The organism is Acinetobacter celticus (assembly GCF_001707755.1).
GTDB lineage: Bacteria > Pseudomonadota > Gammaproteobacteria > Pseudomonadales > Moraxellaceae > Acinetobacter > Acinetobacter celticus.
Map to the genome: position 1 here is coordinate 433731 of NZ_MBDL01000010.1, position 21220 is coordinate 454950.

The following is a 21220-nucleotide window of genomic DNA, read 5'->3' on the forward strand; positions in this document are numbered from 1 at the left end:
GTCATCAATCTAACAACAGATGATCAAACTTATTGATTTCTGGGGAATTCATTTTATTGAGCCAATCAATAAAACGCTGCGCAACCTGTCTAGATGCATCATCCGCTTTTTCATTATTTGGCAATTCCAATTGATCGAAGAGCAGATGATGTTGAATGTCTTGTTGCCGAATACATCCCAAAGTCATACGCTGTCGTAGCTGCGTATGTTGCATTTGGAAAGCCACATACTCACCTTCAATAATACGCTGTGCATAACTAGAAGCTAAACAATGCTGTAACTTTCTAGATTCATCAATAATCTGCTCAATGCTTTGTAGCTCTTCAAATACCCACTGTCCAAATTCAATACGCGGATGTTCGCAAATCGGTTGCCATGTGGCTAAAGAAAAGTCTTTGGTTAATTTTGATAAAATTTCTTCTTTTTGAATCTGCTCATGCCATGCCACAGCTTGATGAAAAAGCCCTGTCCATGTAACAGTTTTCGGCACAGTTTTATTTTCCGAAAAATAAGTGCTTAAATAGTCACGTACATAGGCATCAAACACCGTTTTCCGAACGGCTCTAAACCGTAAGTAAAACTGCCGACGAAATACATCCAACTGAATTCGATGGCGTTGCAAAACTGTGTAAAAGTCACGATCTTGTTGCCGTTCAGGTAAAATATAAGCCATCACATCTAATGGGAAATCGGTGGTATTTTTCTGTAAATGCTGCATGAACGCTTGCATCACACGGCTCAAATTTAAATAAACTTTTTTAAAAACTATCTGGTCTGAACTCGCAATACAACGGGTCAGCGCCATCCATTCATCTAAATACAAAATAGACGGACGAATAGCCACACGATGATCATCTATCGCCTGTCGCGTTCCTTGCAGTACCACTGCATTATTTTGTGGGTGATCGAACCATTTGTCCTGCACAGCCAAATAATGACAACTTTGAATAAATAAACGGGCTGAAATATGTTGAAAATACTGCAATGTGGCTAAAACCACTTGGGGATGCGCCTGACTGGTGTCCATAAAGCTTAATGCGATCACTGCTGTACGAATATTACTGTGTTGAATGTTTTGACTGACCCAATCTAAGACTTCCGCAGACTGCTTAAACAACCAATTCACTGTGCGTGTCGCATCAAACAAAGGCAAGACTGCAACTTTTTTTTGCCAAACGCCATAACTCGTAGTCAAAAAATGTTGCTTAGACAATAAATTTGACCTTTGCCAAATCTCCCGATTCATCAGTCGTGCAAAACCCAAAAGATGAGGCTGTTCCTGCACATGTTGATACAACAGGCGAATATCATCTTCGTGTTCAATCAATTGATTTAAATTAAACTGTTCCTTAAAAGACAAGGACATAATTCTATAAATTGCAGGGTCTAAAAATTGTGCTGCACTAAAACATAAATCATCATAGCTTTCCATTAACGGTTGTAATGGCAAAACCTCTTGTCCAAATACTGAATCTAAACGAAATAAATGCTGAAAAAGATGCAATACAGCAATGGGAATGGAATGCTGATCCAGGACTAAGTTCTGCATCATCTGACAGTCATACACATGTGCATCCAGCATCAACTGGTCAATCAACTGTGCCTGAGCCAAATCTAAATGATGTAAAACCTGTTGCACCCGCTGAGCAACATCACCCCACAGATAAATCTGCTGAATAATGAGTGTTCTTAACTGTTGTGCTTTACTGCGCAAAAATAAAGGATGCTGTGCTTTTAAATCACCTGTTAGAAAATGCACTTCATCTAAAAAAAACTCTTCTAGACCTTCGGCCTTTTGCCCCATATATTCAAAACAACCATGAACCAATGGCTTTGATGCCAGTTGAGTCATTGGCTCTGGACGATGAAACTGAATCATAAAAAGTGGCGATGCAATTCGAATACAACACGCTTCTTGCTCAATTTTAAATAAATGAGAGCCGTTAAAATACTCGACCAATGCCAATTGATCTTGCACGATTTGATTTAATTCAGGTGAGATACGCAGTAGTAACTGAGCTATTTTTCCATGCTCAGAAACTGCACATTCTGTTTGCATACTCTTCCCTTATTCATTTTGACTGATTCAGGCTTGTTCAATATAGAGAATATTAGGTCAATGCTCTATACCGTTGATCAAAGATAAAATATTTATAGTGATAGTTTAGACATTGAATTGAAGATTGAGCTGACTATCTATGAGATTAAAATACACTCAACTTGGTGGCGAAGAAATCACATCACCACGGCGTAAAATTTGACTTAATTGAGGAACGCTTAGTCTTTTCTGGAACCAGTTATGCGCACCTGCGCCAAAGTGGCAAATTAAAATGGCTATGATCCGCAATACTGACCATAGCCATTTTATGTGCATTGTATAAATAAGCAATAACATGGGGCATCAAACACCCCGTAAAGGGTGTGATGACCAATCTACCTTGCAGGCTTTGATGCATCAACATATTCAGCGCCAATAAACATCGACGTGAAATACATTTTGGATAGCGCGCTTAGGTACTTAATCCATTTTGTATCATGTTCAACCTGCAATGCATTTATCCTTTAGGCAACGTGCTTTTGCACTAAAATTGAACCCACTGAATAACCTGCACCAAATGAACAAAGAACACCGTATTCACCGTCATTCACTTGATCTGCTGAACGATTCAACGCAATAATTACACCTGCAGAAGACGTATTGGCAAATTCATCTAGAATAATTGGTACTAGCTCAGATGTCGCATTTTTCTTACCCACAACCAATTTTAAAATCAATTCATTCATGCTCGCATTGGCTTGATGAAGCCAAAAGCGTTTTACATTCGTAGGCGCAATTTGATTTTTTTCCAATTGCTGCGTAATCATTTTCGCAACCAATGGACAAACTTCTTTGAACACTTTACGACCGTCTTGACGGAAACGGTTGTTATCCATATCTGCATCCACTTCGCTCATGTTTAAGTAACCGAAGTTGTTGCGAATATTGTTTGAGAACTGCGTGAACAAGTTAATGTCCAACACTTCAAAACCCGTTTTAGTTGTCGTTTCTTCAATAATCGAAGCCGTTGCAACATCACCAAAAATAAAATGACAGTCACGAGAACGGAAATCGGTATGACCAGAGGTAATTTCTACATTGACCAATAATACACGGCGTGCGCCTGCTTTGATTGCATCATAAGCTTGCTTAATACCGAAAGTTGCAGCTGAACAAGCAACATTCATATCATAAGCATAGCCTTGAATACCAAGCGCAGACTGAATTTCAATTGCAACTGCTGGGTACGCACGCTGAATATTTGAGCATGACAAAATAACTACATCAATGTCTTCTGCCGTTACGCCAGCTTGTTCCATAGCCAGTTTAGAGGCGTTTACACCCCATTCGGCTTGAATAGAAAGTTCGTCATTAGAACGTTCATGCAAAAGTGGGCGTAACCGTTTAGGGTCTAAAATACCTGATTTTTCTGCAACATAACGGCGTTTAACACCCGACGCTTTTTCAATAAATTCAGCACTAGAACCACGACGCGCTTCTAATTCGCCCGCTTCAATTTTTTCAGCGTTGTCTTGGTTATACTGTTCTACATAAGCATTTAAACCTTCAACTAACTCTTCGTTGGTAATCACGTGTTCTGAATGATAAACGCCAGTACCAGTAATGCGAATGCCCATGTAAAACTCCTTATTCAAATTACCTATATATTAACTGATTCCAAGCTTATCCCATACTTTTTGTAAGCGGGATGGAGAAATTGGCATCTTGGTTTTCATCGGTTGAGAAAATAATGAGATACGCAGTTCCTCGACCATGAAATACAGTTCTTTAAGGCGAGTGTCATTTTTAAACTTAAATAATTTTTCCATCCATGGATCAACCTGATCAATGGCAGAATTGTCTCTTTGCAGATTATTGGGCAAACGCTCCAAACGCAAGATCAAACCTTTTAAATAACGTGGAAATTCCTCCCATACATCTGAAGGTTTCACATAAACAAAATCTGCAAGGCACATTAAATCGAGCTGATCTTCAATATCATCAATATTTTTTCCAAACACAGAATCATCTAAAACCAATAATTTTCGACGAATATCTTGCCATTGAATATAAATTTCACTCAGCACTTGCAATGCCTTTTGCCCTTGCATCAAGAAGGTTTTTCTTACGTTTAAGACTAAGTCTTGGAACTCTGCCTCATTGACAGGAAGCTGATTGATTGACATTTGTAGCGTGGCGTACACAAGCATTTGCTCTAATTTGGCTTTATCACCTAAGGGTGAATAAGCCAAGGCCAGCGGTTTAGAAATTTGCTTTTTCAGCTGACGAACCAAGTCACCAAGTTGCATATGTACAAGGTGAATCACACCTTCGCGGTGTTGCTTAATGGCTTCTTTTTGGTCATTAAAAGTTTGAATAACCACACCAGATTCATCTTTTTGCTCTAAGCTAGCAAATGCTTTTGTTGGCACCAGTGCTTGATATTGCTTAACCACAACACCCGTCACTTTTTGTGAAGCCTCAAAAACAAAAGTCTCTGGGAAGGCTTTAAACTCCCCTTTCAGTTGCTTGACAGGGCTATGGGTCTCTGTGCGACAACGGGCTTTTAACTCGGCTAAATCACGGCCTTGCTCAATGACTCGTCCCTTATCATCAATCACTTTAATCAAGGGCAATAAATACTGCTCTATGCGATCTAATGAAAAGTCTTTCTCTGAAATTTGTTCAGCACGCAGTTGAAAAGCCAAAAAGTTAAAGATGTGTTGTTGTAAATGTACCGCATCTATCCGCGACATCAGCTTTCTTGCCGTATCTGGAATAGGCACCAGATTGCGTCGTTTATCTTTCGGCAAAGCCTTGAGCAATGCCTCTATTAAATCTTGACGCCAACCAGGAATGCCCCATGACCACAAATTCTCATCAACCTGAGCCAAAGCTTGTACTGGAATTTTGACTGTTGCACCATCTTCATCATGGCTCGGGTCAAAGCAATAACTGGTAGCCAGACGCAAATCGCCGTTGTGCAGAAAGTCTGGAAATTGCTGTGTAGTTGGACGATCATTCATCCAAAGCGCATCATCATCGACAAATAAATATTTCGGATTTTGCGGTTCTACGGTTGCACGCCAGTCTTCAAATGTTCGACGACTCGCCACATCTTCAGGTACTTTAGAGGCATAAAATTGATAAATGGTTTCTTCATCCACCACCAAATCACGGCGACGTAACTTATCTTCTACTCGCTCCACCTCTTCCAGTTTTCGCAGATTATGCTGTAAAAATGGCGGGGTAGCCCCTAAATTCCCTGTGGTTAATGCATCTCGTAGGAAAATTTCATGAGCCGCAGGCTGATCGACTTTTTCATAATTAATCGGTCGTTTCGGCTCTATAATTAAGCCAAATAATGAAATTTGATCATAGGCATTCACAATTCCCGCTTTTTTAGACCAATGCGGTTCAAAATAATGATGCTTCAGCAAATCACCTGCAGCCAATAAAATCCATTCAGGTTCAATTTTTGCCAATGTCCGCAGATAAACCTGTGAGGTTTCCACCATCTCAAAAGCCATCACCCACGGCGTATTACTTTTATGCAACGTTGATGCAGGGAAAATACGGGCTTTTTGCTGACGTACTGCCATAAAGACATTACGTTCATCGGTTTTATTGGCAATAAACGACAGCAACCCTGTCAATAAAGCACGATGCAAGTTTTCATAACTGGCCTTCTTTTCATTAAAAGACAGCTTTAAACCTTGTGCTAAATCAACCAATTGTTCATGGGTTTTTTTCCATTCACGCAAACGCAACCAACTGAGAAAATGATCACGCGCAAAACTGCGTCGTCTATTTTCACTCATGCGTTCTTCACCGCCATGCACGGTTTCCCACAATTTAATATAAAACAGAAAGTCTGAATCTGCTTCGCGGAATAACGCATGCTTTTGATCTGCCTGCATTTGTTTATCAGCAGGACGTTCGCGCGGGTCTTGCACAGCAAGCGCTGCCACAATCACTAAAACTTCATTCAATACACCAAAATGTGCACCGCCTAAAATCATACGGGCCAAACGCGGGTCAATTGGCATTTTTGCCATTTGTTGACCAATTTTGGTTAATTTTTCTGGTTTCTTCGATTGATTTTGACCTGCCACTCCAGAAGATGAGTTTTCATTTACGGCTTTAAATGAACCTTTTTCATTCATTGCACCCAATTCAATCAGCAGTTTTAGGCCATCATTGACTAAACGGTGATCTGGCGGTTCAATAAAATCAAAATCATCAAATGTGCCTAATCCTAAACTTTCCATCTGTAAAATAACAGAGGCCAAATTGGTGCGCTTAATTTCAGGTTCAGTAAATTCTGGACGACCTTGGAAATCGTCTTCGCTGTATAAACGAATGCACACCCCAGGTGCAATACGACCACAACGACCTTTTCGCTGATTGGCTGCAGCTTGTGATACTGCTTCAATCGGTAAACGTTGTACACGGGAACGATAGTTATAACGTGAAATACGCGCAAATCCACTATCAATCACATAACGGATATTCGGGACAGTTAAAGCTGTTTCCGCCACGTTAGTCGCAATAATAATGCGTCGACCACCACCAGAAGGGTTAAAAATTTTCTGCTGTTCAGCCAAAGCCAAACGGGCAAATAACGTCAATACTTCAGTATGTCGCGGGCCATGCTTTTGCAAAGTTTCTTGAAGCTCACGAATTTCTTGTTCAGTACTGGCAAAAATTAGAATATCAGCATGTTCAGGATGCCCTTTTTCTTGCGCATCTCGGAAACACTCCTCTACCGCAGACACCACTGCACGTGGCAGGTTTTCTTCAAAATCATCAAATTCATCATCATCACTCCCGCCAATATTCAGCTCTGAAATAGGACGATAACGAACTTCAACAGGGAAACTGCGACCTTCAACTTCAAAAATGGGTGCACCATTAAAATAACTTGAGAAGCGGTTTACATCTAAGGTTGCTGAGGTAATGATGACTTTTAAATCTTTACGACGTGGCAAGAGCTGTTTTAAATAGCCCATAATAAAGTCAATATTCAGTGAACGTTCATGCGCTTCATCAATAATAATGGTGTCATATTTGGTTAAATAGCGGTCATGTGACAGTTCTGCCAGCAAAATACCATCCGTCATTAAACGAACGATTGAATCTTGAGAACCTTGTTCATTAAAGCGGACTTTAAAGCTGATGGCCTGACCTAATTTTTGCCCAACTTCTTCTGCGATCCGCTCAGACACACTACGCGCAGCCAAACGGCGCGGCTGTGTATGACCAATCATGCCTGTTAAACCACGGCCGGCCAGCATCGCAATTTGCGGTAATTGTGTGGTTTTACCCGAACCCGTTTCACCTGCCACAATAATCACTTGATGTTTTTGAATGGCTTCGGCCAGTTGCTCTGCACATTGCGTAACAGGCAAATCTTGATTCAGCTTGATGGTTGGCAGGCTGGCAAGACGTGACTTTACCTTATTATTGGATTTTTCAAATAATTCCTGATACTGTTTTTCATTGGCATCTTTGCCTTTACGCAGTCGATTTAAACGATGACGGTCACGCGCCATCACCAGATGGTCTGTATTTAAATGACTCTGCACAGAACAAGATCCCTAATAAAACAACAATTGGCTATTTTACGCTGTAATGGCATGAAGCGAAAGAACTGAGAATTTGTTTAATTCTAACTTTTTCCCTTTACACCCTTGAATTTTGACAACAAAGCCCTCAAGTTCATTAGCAAGTTGAGGAACTGAGTGCTTTTATCATTTAGCCATCATATTTTTCATGCTAAATGAGTAAAATATTCAAACTTGATGGAATGGTTTTTTTATTATTCGTTCGGTTTTTCCGATTTTTGTAATGTAAAAATACCATTTCAGCAATAACAAAAAGTTCGATACTCTATTCGAAATTAAATACAAACCTCAATCATGGAGACAATGATGAGCTTAATTAATACTGAAGTTAAACCATTTAAAACCACAGCATTCCAAAACGGTCAATTTATTGAAGTGACTGAAGCTGATCTTAAAGGCAAATGGTCTGTTGTTTTCTTCTATCCAGCTGACTTCACTTTTGTTTGCCCAACTGAACTGGGTGACCTTGCAGACAACTATGCTGAATTCCAAAAATTAGGCGTTGAAATCTATTCAGTTTCTACTGATACACATTTCACACACAAAGCTTGGCACGATTCTTCTGCAGAAATCAAAAAAATCCAATACGTAATGGTTGGTGATGCGAACTGGACGCTTGCTAAAAACTTCGACGTATTAATTGAATCTGCTGGTCTTGCTGATCGTGGTACTTTTGTTATCGATCCAGAAGGTAAAATTCAAATCGTTGAAATCAATGCTGGCGGTATTGGTCGTGACGCTCAAGAGCTTCTTCGTAAAGTTAAAGCAGCTCAATATGTTCACGCTCACCCAGGCGAAGTTTGCCCAGCTAAATGGAAAGAAGGCGATGCAACTCTTGCTCCTTCAATCGACCTAGTGGGTAAAATCTAATTTGTATTAGATTGAACTGATTCAAAAAACCGCGCCTTTAGCGCGGTTTTTTTATAAACTCAAATAAAAAATTAGTAAAATATTAAAACTAACTAATTCCTAAAAACACAAAAGGTTTGCTTTCCACAAATGCGCCAGTTGCATCACCCGCATAAGTATTTGCTTGATCTTTACCTAAATCTAGCTTTCTGGTTTTACCATCTTTGAAATTAATTTTATTTAAATCAACCCAAAAAACATTGGGCGATACAGCCGATTCAAAAAAATAGAGCTTACGTTGATGATCGACCACTGTACGCCAACGCGTAGATGAAATATTAGGTTCTTCCGCCGTATTTAAGCCATATGGCACAGAAACATTACGAATAACACTAAAGACACTTGCAAGATTTGCATTAGAGCCACCATTTTTAGGAATGGCATGAATATAAAATGAGGCACGCGCAAAACGATCTGCTGCCCGATTTGTTCCTGGCAAGAAGGTCGTTCCACCAATTTGTTTCCAATACTGATTCAATGCTAACTGTTGATCAAAGGTCGGAGAATTGGTCATAACTTGATAATTTTTATTATGATGGATGACTTGCTTCCCTTTAATATACTCAATAATTGCACTGTCTCCGCTCTTATCCGAAATAGATAAATGCAAAGTTGCCAAACGATTTTCACCCGGAACCTGATCTGAAATCACATCAAATGGTTCTTTTTCTAGAAAATGAACCGCTTCAGCAACTGTCGAGAAATTATCTAAAACATATTGTGCCCATAAAGAAATACTGAGTTTTGGTTTTTTAGACTTTTCAAGTTGAGGATATTCAGACTCGACCAACCACAATAAATTAGCATTAAGCCCCTGCTCATTTACCCCATCTGTGGTTGAAATATCATAACCCGTTGCAACCACACTGCCATATTTTGCTGTCCATTGCACCGAATTCGCACCTGCATTACCTGAGCGTTTAACGCCATTTGGTAAAATCCACAGATTTGTACCCACATCACTTTTCCAGTCCATTGAGCGAGCTGTCATAACATTATTACTATCGCCCTGAAATACGACTCGCGTACAGGCATCTGCAACCGAATTTAACATCAATCCCGACGCTACAATCATGCAACACATTGTTTTTTTCATCTGCTTGCCTTCTTATTAAGTCAAAAAAATATTTATCAATCATTAAAACTTATAGATCATAATTTAAGCATAGAAAAACTTTTTTGGGGAGTTCCCCCTCTTATGCAAATAGAAAAAATCTTCCTTTAGCTCGCATAGCCTTTTATTTATCTAAGAAAATAATGTCTTCATCATCAAGGGTGATTTTTATTTAATTGTTTTTACATGAAAGATATCTTTTTAATTGACTATTTTTATCGCATTTTATTTATTCACCGAATATCTATAGTCTTTTAATCTTGCTGATATATAAAATTAAGCCTCCTAAATAAGGCCTGATTTATCAAATGAAAAATCTATTTCACTGATCAGTATTCTAATAATAATTATTTTTACAAATCAGCTATATATCCCGAAGTTTTTTTGTCTTAATTTCATAAGGTGATAGCTAAAAATTAAGATCAAAATTACGAATAAAAAGGGGGTTGCATATGGGAACAACACTCACTATTAAATTTTTAAAATATAATGCGTCTTCGCGTTACCTTCACATTTTTTATACCAATGGAAAGGCAGATTTATATCATCCTGTACCCGCATTTATTTATGACAATATGATGAGATGTAACGACAAGGCTGCATTTGTTCAGAAGTATCTAGAATATGATTTACACTTTAAGCATATTAGCCTCGAATAAAAACCAACGATTATTTGAATAAAAAAACAGCCATCCTTTTCTCTATGCGATGGCTGTTTCAAGTGACATACAACACTTTTAAACTAATTTACTGCCACCTATCCATGCTCTGTACCCATAAGCTATAAATTCAAAAATTCTGTGGCCTGTGACAAAAACTTTTAAGTTGCTTGAATGAGCTTAAAACGAGGCATTGCATGACCATCAATCATGACGTCTTCTGTAAACATGGCCAAAGGTCTAACCCACATAGAATAGTCTCCATATAAACACTGATAAACCACTAATTTTTCTTCAGTTTCACTATGCGTTGCTACATTAAAAACTTGGTATAATTTACCTTTATAGTGTTGATAAATGCCCTTGGTTAACATCAGCTAAAACCCTCAAAACCGTTATGCAATATAATACCTAACATAAAATAGCACCCTCCCAATTAAATTTAACATATCTAATTTTCAGACAAAATTTGTTTTAAAACGATCAAGACAATAGCAGAGCAATTATTCGTTTAAATTTCGCTGTCCTTTTATGATTTAAAACCTAAACGATTAACAATAATAAAGGTGAAATGTCATCAGCAAGTAACTTAAATAAAGCCTAATTGAACAATAAAAGATTGATCTTTTTAACTGGAAAAGTTTAAAAATAAAAGACTTAAGCCAATAAATTGGGCAATGCCGAAAGTGTGAACTCGCACGTATTGTAACCCGCTTGTACATCTACCATTCATGGCATATGATGAGTAATCAATCAATGACTTTTGATTGAAAATAAAAAAAACAAGCGAGTCAGAAATAAGGAGAAATTTATGCACTATCAGTATCACTGTGCTTGTTGCAACAAGGCCGTTGCTTCTACGGACAAAGAATGTAATCAATGTGGTTCACATAATATTAGAAGCCCTTATGGCTTTTGGATTTTTTGTGTCACGGTCTGCTTAGCTGCAGCAATTATGTTTAAAGTTGTGCATGTATATTTGCAAGACCATCAAGAAATACCAATGCAACAATCTTTATTTGATGTATTACAACAAGATAGTAAAAATCCAAAATAGATAGCTTCTGAATGATGTGTTGCCATCTTTCCATAAAAAGCCTGATTGTCTTTTCAGGCTTTTTTAATTTCCTGACTTAATTTTTTGTAATAAATAAAATGATCACGAATAACCTTATTTAAAGCAGAATCCAAACTTAAAACTCGATTAAAATAGGCAAGATATAAATGAGGATTTGAGTATGATTCAATTGATTAAGAAAGGTGGACTACGTGAGCGTGCTAATCGAAGCAGAAGCTACAAGGGTTCAGAAAATACCGAAGCCACTTTAAAACCCAATCGCTATCATCAAGAAGAAAAGAATTTGCTCAATACCACATCAACTTCGACCGAATTGGAACATCCAAATTCAAATAAAGATCACAACAGCTGAATTGCATCTCGCCATAGCCAAACAGCAAAAATCAGAAATAAACCACCTGAAATCAGGTCGATATAACTTCCTGCACGCTGATAAAGCACTTTGATTTTTGGTATAGATAAAATCAGCATTAATAACGTAAATACCACAAACGTTTGGACAGGTATAATTAATGCCAACTGGGTTTTAATATCTGTTCCAGCAGATGAACTAAGAGCTAAAGAAAAAACACTGCTAAAATAAATAAGCGTTTTGGGATTCGATAAATTGGTGAATAAACCCAACATAAAATAATTTTTTGACGCTTCCGATGGCATCGCAGTATTCAGTTCTGTGCTCTGTTTTAAAGCACTGAGCCCTCCCTTTAACATTGACCAACCCATTTTTGCTAAAAATAAACCACCAATGAGCATCAATACTTGTTGAATCCAAGGAAATTGTTCAATAAGCACGGTAAAGCCCATTAGGGTCAACACAACCCAGACTATAATTCCTACCGATATCCCTGCAATAATTTTCAAGGTATTTCTACGAGTTGTAGAGGCGGCACTTTTGGCAATTAATAATACATCTGGGCCAGGGCTGAGCTGTGCAACGAAATGTAGTGCACAAATGGTAAAAAGCAGTGACATATTTTTTTCATTTTCAGTAAATTGAATATCGAAGCATTATATCTTCTGTTCAAATTAAATGAAATTTCTATCAAAATTACGGCATAAAAAAGCCGAATATATAAATTCGGCTAAAGTATTGGAAAATTGCTTATTTAGGATTTACATCTTTAAATTCAATCTTTTTTGCTTCTGGTGTAACTTCACGCGCTTCACCATCAATAATACTTGAATCGCGGTGAACTCCACCTTGCTGATTTTGCATGTCTTGCATTTGACGCATCATATCAGCAAATGGATTCTGGCCTTGACCAGCGCCCATATTGCCCATATCTCCCATCATACCACCCATCATTTTTTCCATCATGGCTTGCTGACGCTTCATCATCACTTTCATCATGGTTGCTTTAAGCATATTTTGTACAGGTGGAATCAAAATTAAAACGGCCAATACATCAGAAATTAAACCAGGAATCATCAATAATAAACCTGCCAAAATTTTTGGAAGGTTTCCTGACAATGCTGGATCTGCGCTCATTTGGCCCGCTTGCATTTGTTGCATTTGAGGCATTAACCCTGTTGCATGCTTACGAACGATATTCATACCGATGACGAATGCCACAATAAACCAGAAGAATACGTACCACATGCTACCGACAAGGTCACCCACGCCAATCCATACAAATACTTCAAGAACTAAGCCAGCAAGGACAATTAGGAATAATTTCATGAAAATTAATCAAATCTCAATTAAATAAATAATGTGCATCACGCAAGCGCTTCATCAGAATTCAGCTTTTCGATCTGCTTAGGTAACAATATGGGCGTTATTTTATTTTTAAAGGGTCAATATGTCATTAATATTTTCAATATATATCTAAGTGACTGATTAGCTAAAATTTAAACGAATATTTTTCTGCATACCGTCCCCAATAAATATAAAATTTCTGCAAAATAATGAGCAAAAGGATAGAAAATAGTGACCGTAGCACTTACTGAAAAACAAATAGAGTACGTAGCAATTGAAATAGTAAAACCTCATGGTTACATCCTCTCAATGAGAGATATTGAAGGAATAGTCACTTCATTATGTGGTAGATTTATCATTATTAAGGCCATGTAAAATGAGTTTCCCCTTGAGTTTTGATAATTTTCATCCTTTCCTATCCCATGCTTTTGGACTAATTATTGGATTGGTTTTCGCTATACAAATCTCACTTTAAAGAAATCACTGCTGGTAAAAAACTTTAAAAACCGTACAAGATGTACTCTATGAGTTTCAGATAAATCAAACGATCTTTAAATAAAATGAGTTTTTAGGGCTTGGATTAATAATGAATAGTAAACTTAGAATAATATTTTGCCTCATCATCTTCTCAAACTTGGGAGCATGTGTTGGCAATATGAATCCAACAGGTGGCAATCATAGACCTGATTATCCTTATTACATCACTACACAGCCGATGATTGTAAAAAAGATCGCGATACCGATAGGCACAAAACTAGAATACGAAGAACAGCATTTTAAATCTGGACAACAAGATTCATTACTCAATGAAAAAAAACTAATCCAAATTTCTTTCCCCAAAGACCACTCTATAAATTGGGCTGGTGTACCTATTGGTTCTATTAACAAATATTTTAACTCTGAAATGAAAGGCTTCTCTGTTGATGCACGTTTTGATCAACTCCCAAGCAATAAACAAACACGCTTTTCTCAACTTTGGCAGGCATGTGATGATGACTTAGGCATTCGTGTTAAGAATACTGATGATTGGTCATTCAATCTGAATAACATTGCTGATATAGATAGTTGTAGTGTGAATTACCAACGGTATTTTAAAAACAATGTGCAACAACAACATTACCTAGATTTGCTTTACCAAGAAATGCAAAAAGCAGGAACAGTAAAGTAATTCTAAGGCGTTTACATAAATATTGATGTTTTACCATCATTGGTCTAGATGATATAAAACACGGTTGTAAAACTTATTGTTAAGTCCTTACTTTTTATAAGTGCTAACTGTTCATTTTTTCCGAAAAAAGTACAGAAAAATTACACATATAAATTAATAAAATCATATAATTAGTTTTGTTTTTATTTTTAAAGGGCCAACATGTCATTAATTATTGGTATTGATCCAGGTTCACGCCTAACGGGTTATGGAATTATTGAACATGAAGGCTCTAAACTGCGTTTTGTTGATGCAGGAACCATTCGTACTGAAACGTCAGAAATGCCTGAACGCTTAAAGCGCATTTTTGCGGGTGTCGACCGCATTGTAAAATTTCACGGCCCAACCGAAGCTGCTGTTGAACAAGTCTTTATGGCACAAAATCCTGACTCAGCCTTAAAATTAGGCCAAGCACGTGGCGCAGCCATTGCAGCATTAACCAATTTAGATTTAAAAGTTGCAGAATATACGGCACGGCAAATTAAACAATCTGTGGTCGGTTACGGTGCGGCCGATAAAGAGCAAGTACAGATGATGGTGATGAAACTGCTCAACTTAAGTATTAAGCCACAACAAGATGCCGCCGATGCTTTAGCTGCTGCCATTTGCCATGCCCATGCTTCAGGCAGTATGAGTAAACTAGCAGTACTCAATGCCTTAGGTGGAATGGCGCGAGGTCGCAGTCGTGTCAGCACCAGAAGGCGCTAAGCTGTAATTTATTGAATTTAGGTAATTCCATGATTATTCAAAAATAGTTATCAGCCTACTATTTTAAATAGTCTTTCAAATTCAAAACAGAAATATCTAATTCGATATAATCGACTTTAGAAACATTTGCATATACAGGGTCGATGAAACTTTGCTTTAATATTTTTGCACAGTTTCATTTGCGCCATATACAACTACTTTAACATCTAACCCACGCTCTAAACTTATCCTTATATTTGTAATTTCAACGCGGTCTTATTCATCCATTATTTTATTGATTGACCACCTGATATACTGCTTGCGCCATATCCTGCGCTTGTAATCCTCGCATGCCTTGTTGCGCCAGATAATCCCCAGCCAAAGCATGTAAAGTAACAATTTCATGTACATGAATATTTTGATGAAACTGGGCCTTTAAACTGGCAATCATACCTGCAAGGACGTCGCCCATACCTCCCGTTCCCATACCTGCATTACCTGCTGTGCAAATCCATAATTGATCTTCTATAATTAGACTTCCTGCACCTTTTAACACCCATTGCCCTGCATATTTTTTCTGTAGTTGATGGACTGCGTTTATGCGGTCTGCCTCTACTTCTTGCGTCGTGATACCCAATAATTTAGCAGCCTCACCGGGGTGCGGTGTCGCATAGCTATTTACTTTCAATGGCTCAGGAAATATCGCCAAAAACCATAATGCATCAGCATCTAATACCGTTTCTAGCGACGATTGCTGAATTAAAGGAAACCAGTTTTGAAACTGTTGTTTCGCCCAATCATCACGACCTAAGCCCATCCCAAAACTTACTGCATCAACATGTGTAATGACAGCCTGAATATCGGCAGTGGAGAGTGCATTAATATCACGTAGCATTATGTTCGGTGCACGAGCCAAAATAGCCGTATGATGTTTGGCATCACATACAACTGTCACTTTGCCTGCGCCTGCATGAAATGCAACTTCAGCAGCCATCATTACCGCCCCACCCATTTCAGCATGTCCTCCCACAATGAGCACATGCCCATAACTTCCTTTGTGGCCAAAAGCTTGACGCTGAGGTAAAGACAGTTTATTTGATGATAATTGAGCAATTGGCTTTAATTCTTGATCTATTGGAAGAATATCAATCACTTGAATCTGACCGCAAAATTCTTTCGCTTGTCCTGTAAATAAGCCTGCTTTTAAACCGAATACAGTTAAGGTGTAATCGGCTTTTATAGCACAAGGCAAAGGTTGCCCTGTATTGGCATTTAAACCGCTGGGAATATCCAGAGCAATTTTCAAACCTGTTTGTGCATTAATATTGTGTATAACCGCCTGCCATTGATCATTGAGCTCACGGTTTAAACCAATACCAAACAAAGCATCAATATAAACATCGTACTGGCTATGAAAAGCAAAACCTGAAGTAATCTTTAAGTCCGCTTCACGTGCTTCAATTTCAGCTTGATACAAGTCTAGCGATGAGCCTAGCTCAACTGCATAAATATCCACAATAAACCCTGCCTGTAGTAGATATTTTGCCACCAAATAACCATCACCTGCGTTATTGCCCTTCCCACAACAGATGGCAATTTGCTGTATATCCTTGTTCTGAAAAATGGGGATTAGGCGCTGAGCTATTGTCCATGCAACTTGTTTCATTAGACCATAGGAACTATTTTGCTGCCCAAACCAGCGCTGTTCCCATGCTTGAATGTCCTGACTATGATAAACTGACTGTCGCATTCTTCTTCCATCCAAATGGTTTATGGTCACACCTGTTCAAGCAAAAATTCAGCTCAATCAAAATGATCCTGTAGCGCTCAAAGCGTGGATTAAGGCAGAAGCTTTGGCTTTAGGCTTTTCAGATTGTGTCATTGCCAAACCAGATGCTCAAGCAGAATTGCCACGGTTTAAGGAATATTTAAAACGTGGTTATCATGGTGATATGAAGTTTCTAGAAGAAAATCTAGAAAAACGTGCCGATCCGACTTTGCTCATTCCTGGGACAAAAAGCATCATTTGCGTGCGTATGGATTACTTGGTAGAAACCCCCAAGCCACGCTATGTACCATTAGAGCCTAATGCAGCCATTATTGCTCGCTATGCGCGTGGCCGTGATTATCATAAAACCATGCGTGGACGTTTAAAGACGCTTTCGGCAAAAATTCGTGAAAAAGTTGGCGATTTTGAGGCACGTCCCTTTGCTGACTCAGCCCCTGTATTTGAAAAGTCTTTAGCAGAAAATGCAGGGATGGGTTGGACAGGTAAACATACTTTACTGATCCATAAAAAATCTGGTTCATTCTTTGTTTTGGGTGAACTATTCACTTCATTAGAGTTGCCTTTTGACACACCCACAACCAAGCACTGTGGATCTTGCACAGCATGTATTGATATTTGCCCAACACAGGCGATTGTCGAACCCTATATGTTAGATGCACGTAAATGTATTGCTTATTTAACTATTGAATATAAAGGTATTATTGCAGAAGAATTACGCCGAGGTATTGGTAACCGAGTTTTTGGCTGTGATGACTGCCAACTGATTTGTCCTTGGAACAGTTTTGCCAAGAAAACCTCTATTGAAGATTTCCACCCTCGCCACGGCTTAGACCAAGTGTCACTACTAGACTTATGGCAATGGGATGAAGCAACATTTTTAAGTTGTACCGAAGGTAGTCCAATCCGTCGCACAGGCTACCAAAGCTTCATGCGTAATATTGCAATAGGTCTAGGAAATGCAGACTTTTCGCCAGCAATTATTCAAGCGCTAGAGCAAACTCGTGAGTTACATGATGAAATTGTGCAAGTCCATATAGATTGGGCAATTGCAGAACAATACAGTAAAAACTGAGTCATCAATTCCAGTTTCTAAAACTAAAGCTCAAATCCAGTTCAACGTAAAGTTTGCAATATTTAAAACTTAAAGTGACAGAATTCCAGCAAAGTTGGTTTATCCAAAAAATAACTTTGCGATTAATTTAAAGAAAAAACCCTAGACTTTGCAACTAAATCTACAATCTTATAATTATAAGTCATTGACACATTCAATCGATAGATACTATCGAAATTGACATTTTATGCCTTTGGCTTTGGCATGATTTCTGTATGATAAGCACCAAGAGATAACAATGATGATGGACAGCAATCATGACTTTACGTAATGACTGGGCTCGCGAAGAGATTCAAGCTTTATATACGCAACCTTTTTTAGATTTAGTTTTTGAAGCGCAGCGTGTACATCGTGAAAACTTTGATGCCAATGCCATTCAGGTCAGTACATTATTGTCAATTAAGACAGGCAAATGCCCTGAAGACTGCAAATATTGTTCTCAATCTGCACATTACGATTCAAATCTTGAAGCTGAAAAACGCATAGCTGTAGATAAAGTCATTTCCGAAGCAAAAGAAGCGCTTGAATCGGGTTCTTCACGTTTTTGTATGGGCGCTGCATGGCGTAATCCTAACGAACGTGACATGCCTTATGTACTTGAAATGGTACGTGAAGTTAAATCTTTAGGCTTAGAAACCTGTATGACTTTAGGTATGTTAAACCAATCACAGGCAGAGCGACTTAAAGATGCTGGGCTGGATTATTACAATCATAATCTAGATACATCACGTGAATATTATTCACATATTATTAGCACCCGCACCTTTGATGACCGCTTAAATACATTAGATCATGTTCGTCAAGCGGGTATGAAAGTTTGTAGTGGTGGTATTGTTGGACTTGGTGAAAACCGCAATGACCGAATTGGTCTATTACAAGAATTGTCTACACTGCCTATTCACCCAGAATCGGTACCAATTAATATGCTAGTTCCTATTGAAGGCACGCCTTTAGCCAATGTTGAAAAGCTTGATGTCACTGAATGGATTCGTACCATTGCAGTTGCGCGTATTATTATGCCAAAAAGTTATATCCGATTGTCTGCTGGCCGTGAAGCACTTTCAGACTCAGATCAAGCGCTTGCATTTATGGCTGGTGCAAATTCGTTATTTTCTGGTGAAAAACTACTCACAACACCCAATGCAGGTGAAGGAAAAGACAAACAACTTTTTGATAAACTTGGATTAGTTGCAGAAAAAGCCAAGCCAAGTATTGCTGAACTTTCTTTAGATGCAATGGCAAGTTAAAATATTACAGACCTGAAATTAGAAAAACCTTTCCTTTCAGTAATGCCAGTCAGTTAAGAAACCGACTGGCATCTTCTTTTTAAATTCTAGACTTCATTTGATACGCAACAACGTCATTTGCAAAATTGGCAAGAAAAAAATCCTTGCCTTTTCACAGTAAAAAAGCTCTTTAAGTGTATAAAGTGAATAGGTTTTACGGTGAGACAAATGAGAGCGAAAAATGTTTTCCTTGCTGATTTTCTTTTCATTTAGCGAAATAAAAGAGCCAAACGGTAATACTCCACCGTGAATAGCCAAAAAGTTAGAAAAAATTCTTACAAAAGGCCTTAACTCCTTAGCACTTTTCTTTTAAATTTTGTCCTGTGTATCTGTTTTAGCAAAATTATGAGCCGTAATTAAAATACCATAACTGGCATTTAAGTAATCACCTTCCATAATTTGGTCTTGCCCATTGGCATGGTAAACCACAAGTGTCTTCTGAATGGCATCATAGCTAAACGAGTCAAAACTGTCCTGATGGCAACATAACCAAGTTAAAGTATCGTTCAACTGATGATCGACAATATATGTATTTTTTTGAAAATTTTTAGACATGTAATAGACAGATAATGATTGAATTTTAGTAAGTTTAATCTCTTTTCTATATATCGGAAAGTTCCAATAAAAGAAGTGAGCTTGCGCTCACTTTTTTTATTTTGACACACCGCACTTTCGACATTCCTTGTGTGCGCCAATTTCTTCCATTTGCTCATATTCGTAAATATGCATACAGAAAATTTTTCTAAATAATTGAAGCATGTTGTTAAAACTCCCGTTTAATTTTATAAAATTGCTTCTTGATATTTCATCCTGAAATATTATGACTTTTGTTCAAAACCATATTTAATTTATTAACACATTTTTCCATTTAGTCAAATAAATTTCGTCTGATTTTGACCTAAATTAATGTAAACAACTCCACAATTCCATATAAAAGTGATAATAAAATGTGTATATCTTGATAATCTGCGTATAAAATCCTATGATTATCCTTAAATAATTTTCTCAGTTATCTGAAAACAACATAGTAAAACAATAAGTCACTTTATAGCAGCTGGCTTCTACCACCGAGCTATAGACACATAAATAATGTCATTACATATTGAGAAACCACATGGCAACTTACCTCATTAGCTTAGAACAGCGTACTAAACGCGATTTCTCGGATCTGGATAAAAAAATCAGAAATTTAAACTAAATTGCGCTCGTTAATCCAGTGAAGTACGTTTGGATTCTTCATTCAATACAAAATTCTGAGGAAATTAGGGATGCTCTACTGGCACATATTCATGCCAAAGATTCATTATTTGTTATTCGTATTCACGCAGATGATTGGGCATCATGGAACGTACATAAAAATACGGAAGTGTGGCTGAACAAAGACATGATTTAAGAATAAACTTAAATTGTTTAGAAGCTAAAAGACAGTACAAAATTACACTGTCTTTTAGAGTTGCACTTAAAACGAGTGTTTTAACGAACTTAGGAATTTGGTTTCATTGGATATTTGAGCCGAAATCTGAATTAGCTTGAATACAATGTTAGAGAGTCTTATTTCTCAAGCTAAGCATTTCTTAATATCATCCAATTAAAATCACATCCCCTACGACACCATCATGAAGCATATTCATTAAATATCAAATACTTAAAATTAAATCACTTCAATTGGTATCGCATAACATTCATTTATAAAGCTCATAAATAATGAAATAAGCTCTATGTATTAAGCTGCAAATTTACGATCCGCAATAGGTACAACTTTACGCAGTTCAGGCCCAGTATAATCTGCACTTGGGCGAATAATACGGTTGTCTGCACGTTGCTCCATGACATGTGCAGCCCAACCTGTCACACGACTCATCACAAAAATTGGCGTGAATAATTTGGTTGCGATGTCCATGAAATGATAAGCTGATGCATGGAAGAAGTCTGCATTACAGAACAATTTCTTCTCACGCCACATCACTTCCTCACAGCGTACTGAGACTGGATAAAGTACAGTATCGCCGACATCTT

19 protein-coding genes and 1 pseudogene are annotated in these 21220 nt (G+C 37.8%); 9 read left to right on the forward strand and 11 right to left on the reverse strand.

The window, feature by feature from the left end; translation table 11 throughout:
* Positions 1-4: 4 nt before the first annotated feature.
* The 4 genes and pseudogenes from BBP83_RS11225 to hrpA form a co-directional block, all read right to left on the reverse strand.
* On the reverse strand, positions 5-2059 hold the full coding sequence (locus BBP83_RS11225; RefSeq protein WP_068888516.1) for a PcfJ domain-containing protein: 2055 nt from the start codon (positions 2057-2059) through the stop codon (positions 5-7).
* Between the two features lie 250 nt (positions 2060-2309).
* A pseudogene (locus BBP83_RS15530) lies at positions 2310-2550 on the reverse strand (glycerol acyltransferase); the annotation flags it as partial.
* 12 nt (positions 2551-2562) lie between these two features.
* The gene (locus BBP83_RS11230; RefSeq protein WP_068888518.1) at positions 2563-3675 is read right to left on the reverse strand and encodes a beta-ketoacyl-ACP synthase III; all 1113 of its coding nucleotides are present in this window, start codon (positions 3673-3675) and stop codon (positions 2563-2565) included.
* Positions 3676-3705: 30 nt separating this feature from the next.
* Complete coding sequence (hrpA, locus tag BBP83_RS11235) at positions 3706-7626, reverse strand: ATP-dependent RNA helicase HrpA (protein WP_068888521.1); 3921 nt, start codon at positions 7624-7626, stop codon at positions 3706-3708.
* A 345-nt stretch (positions 7627-7971) separates the two neighbouring features.
* On the opposite strand from hrpA, the gene ahpC reads away from it, so the two are divergent.
* Complete coding sequence (gene ahpC, locus BBP83_RS11240) at positions 7972-8535, forward strand: alkyl hydroperoxide reductase subunit C (protein WP_068888523.1); 564 nt, start codon at positions 7972-7974, stop codon at positions 8533-8535.
* An 88-nt stretch (positions 8536-8623) separates the two neighbouring features.
* Here ahpC and BBP83_RS11245 read toward each other — a convergent pair whose 3' ends face one another.
* Positions 8624-9670 carry a linear amide C-N hydrolase gene (locus BBP83_RS11245; protein WP_068888525.1) on the reverse strand — a complete coding sequence of 349 codons (1047 nt, stop codon included), beginning with the start codon at positions 9668-9670 and terminating at the stop codon, positions 8624-8626.
* A gap of 470 nt (positions 9671-10140) precedes the next feature.
* Here BBP83_RS11245 and BBP83_RS11250 point away from each other — a divergent pair, with 470 nt between their 5' ends.
* Positions 10141-10347, forward strand: a complete 207-nt coding sequence (locus tag BBP83_RS11250) for a KTSC domain-containing protein (protein WP_068888527.1) — start codon at positions 10141-10143, stop codon at positions 10345-10347.
* 161 nt (positions 10348-10508) lie between these two features.
* Here the strand turns inward: BBP83_RS11250 and BBP83_RS11255 are convergent, their stop codons facing one another.
* Positions 10509-10724: a DUF1653 domain-containing protein gene (locus tag BBP83_RS11255; RefSeq protein ID WP_068888529.1), complete on the reverse strand. Its 216-nt coding sequence runs from the start codon at positions 10722-10724 to the stop codon at positions 10509-10511.
* A 434-nt stretch (positions 10725-11158) separates the two neighbouring features.
* On the opposite strand from BBP83_RS11255, the gene BBP83_RS11260 reads away from it, so the two are divergent.
* Positions 11159-11404 (forward strand): hypothetical protein, encoded by a 246-nt coding sequence (locus tag BBP83_RS11260; RefSeq protein ID WP_068888531.1) that lies wholly within the window; start codon positions 11159-11161, stop codon positions 11402-11404.
* Positions 11405-11585: 181 nt separating this feature from the next.
* Entirely contained in the window at positions 11586-11777 is a 192-nt protein-coding gene (locus tag BBP83_RS11265) for a hypothetical protein (RefSeq protein ID WP_068888533.1), read from the forward strand.
* Here BBP83_RS11265 and BBP83_RS11270 read toward each other — a convergent pair.
* Positions 11765-12397, reverse strand: a complete 633-nt coding sequence (locus tag BBP83_RS11270) for a LysE family transporter (protein WP_068888535.1) — start codon at positions 12395-12397, stop codon at positions 11765-11767. The genes BBP83_RS11265 and BBP83_RS11270 overlap by 13 nt on opposite strands.
* Before the next feature lie 130 nt (positions 12398-12527).
* A complete protein-coding gene (locus tag BBP83_RS11275) occupies positions 12528-13106 on the reverse strand; it encodes an FxsA family protein (RefSeq protein WP_068888537.1) in 579 nt (192 codons plus the stop codon).
* Positions 13107-13710: 604 nt separating this feature from the next.
* Between BBP83_RS11275 and BBP83_RS11280 the strand changes: the two genes are divergently transcribed.
* Positions 13711-14292 (forward strand): hypothetical protein, encoded by a 582-nt coding sequence (locus tag BBP83_RS11280; RefSeq protein ID WP_068888539.1) that lies wholly within the window; start codon positions 13711-13713, stop codon positions 14290-14292.
* A gap of 201 nt (positions 14293-14493) precedes the next feature.
* A complete protein-coding gene (gene ruvC, locus BBP83_RS11285) occupies positions 14494-15039 on the forward strand; it encodes a crossover junction endodeoxyribonuclease RuvC (RefSeq protein WP_068888541.1) in 546 nt (181 codons plus the stop codon).
* Positions 15040-15310: 271 nt separating this feature from the next.
* Here the strand turns inward: ruvC and BBP83_RS11290 are convergent, their stop codons facing one another.
* Positions 15311-16768: a bifunctional ADP-dependent NAD(P)H-hydrate dehydratase/NAD(P)H-hydrate epimerase gene (locus BBP83_RS11290; RefSeq protein ID WP_068888544.1), complete on the reverse strand. Its 1458-nt coding sequence runs from the start codon at positions 16766-16768 to the stop codon at positions 15311-15313.
* A gap of 22 nt (positions 16769-16790) precedes the next feature.
* On the opposite strand from BBP83_RS11290, the gene queG reads away from it, so the two are divergent.
* A complete protein-coding gene (queG, locus tag BBP83_RS11295) occupies positions 16791-17879 on the forward strand; it encodes a tRNA epoxyqueuosine(34) reductase QueG (protein WP_068888546.1) in 1089 nt (362 codons plus the stop codon).
* Between the two features lie 296 nt (positions 17880-18175).
* On the forward strand, positions 18176-19165 hold the full coding sequence (bioB, locus tag BBP83_RS11300; RefSeq protein ID WP_068888548.1) for a biotin synthase BioB: 990 nt from the start codon (positions 18176-18178) through the stop codon (positions 19163-19165).
* 348 nt (positions 19166-19513) lie between these two features.
* On the opposite strand, the gene BBP83_RS11305 is transcribed toward bioB, so the two are convergent.
* Entirely contained in the window at positions 19514-19759 is a 246-nt protein-coding gene (locus BBP83_RS11305; RefSeq protein WP_068888550.1) for a hypothetical protein, read from the reverse strand.
* A 661-nt stretch (positions 19760-20420) separates the two neighbouring features.
* Here BBP83_RS11305 and BBP83_RS15320 point away from each other — a divergent pair.
* A complete protein-coding gene (locus tag BBP83_RS15320; RefSeq protein WP_171258090.1) occupies positions 20421-20597 on the forward strand; it encodes a hypothetical protein in 177 nt (58 codons plus the stop codon).
* Positions 20598-20927: 330 nt separating this feature from the next.
* Here the strand turns inward: BBP83_RS15320 and BBP83_RS11310 are convergent.
* The coding region (locus BBP83_RS11310; RefSeq protein WP_281181031.1) for a citrate/2-methylcitrate synthase at positions 20928-21220 on the reverse strand (293 nt) is incomplete at its 5' end.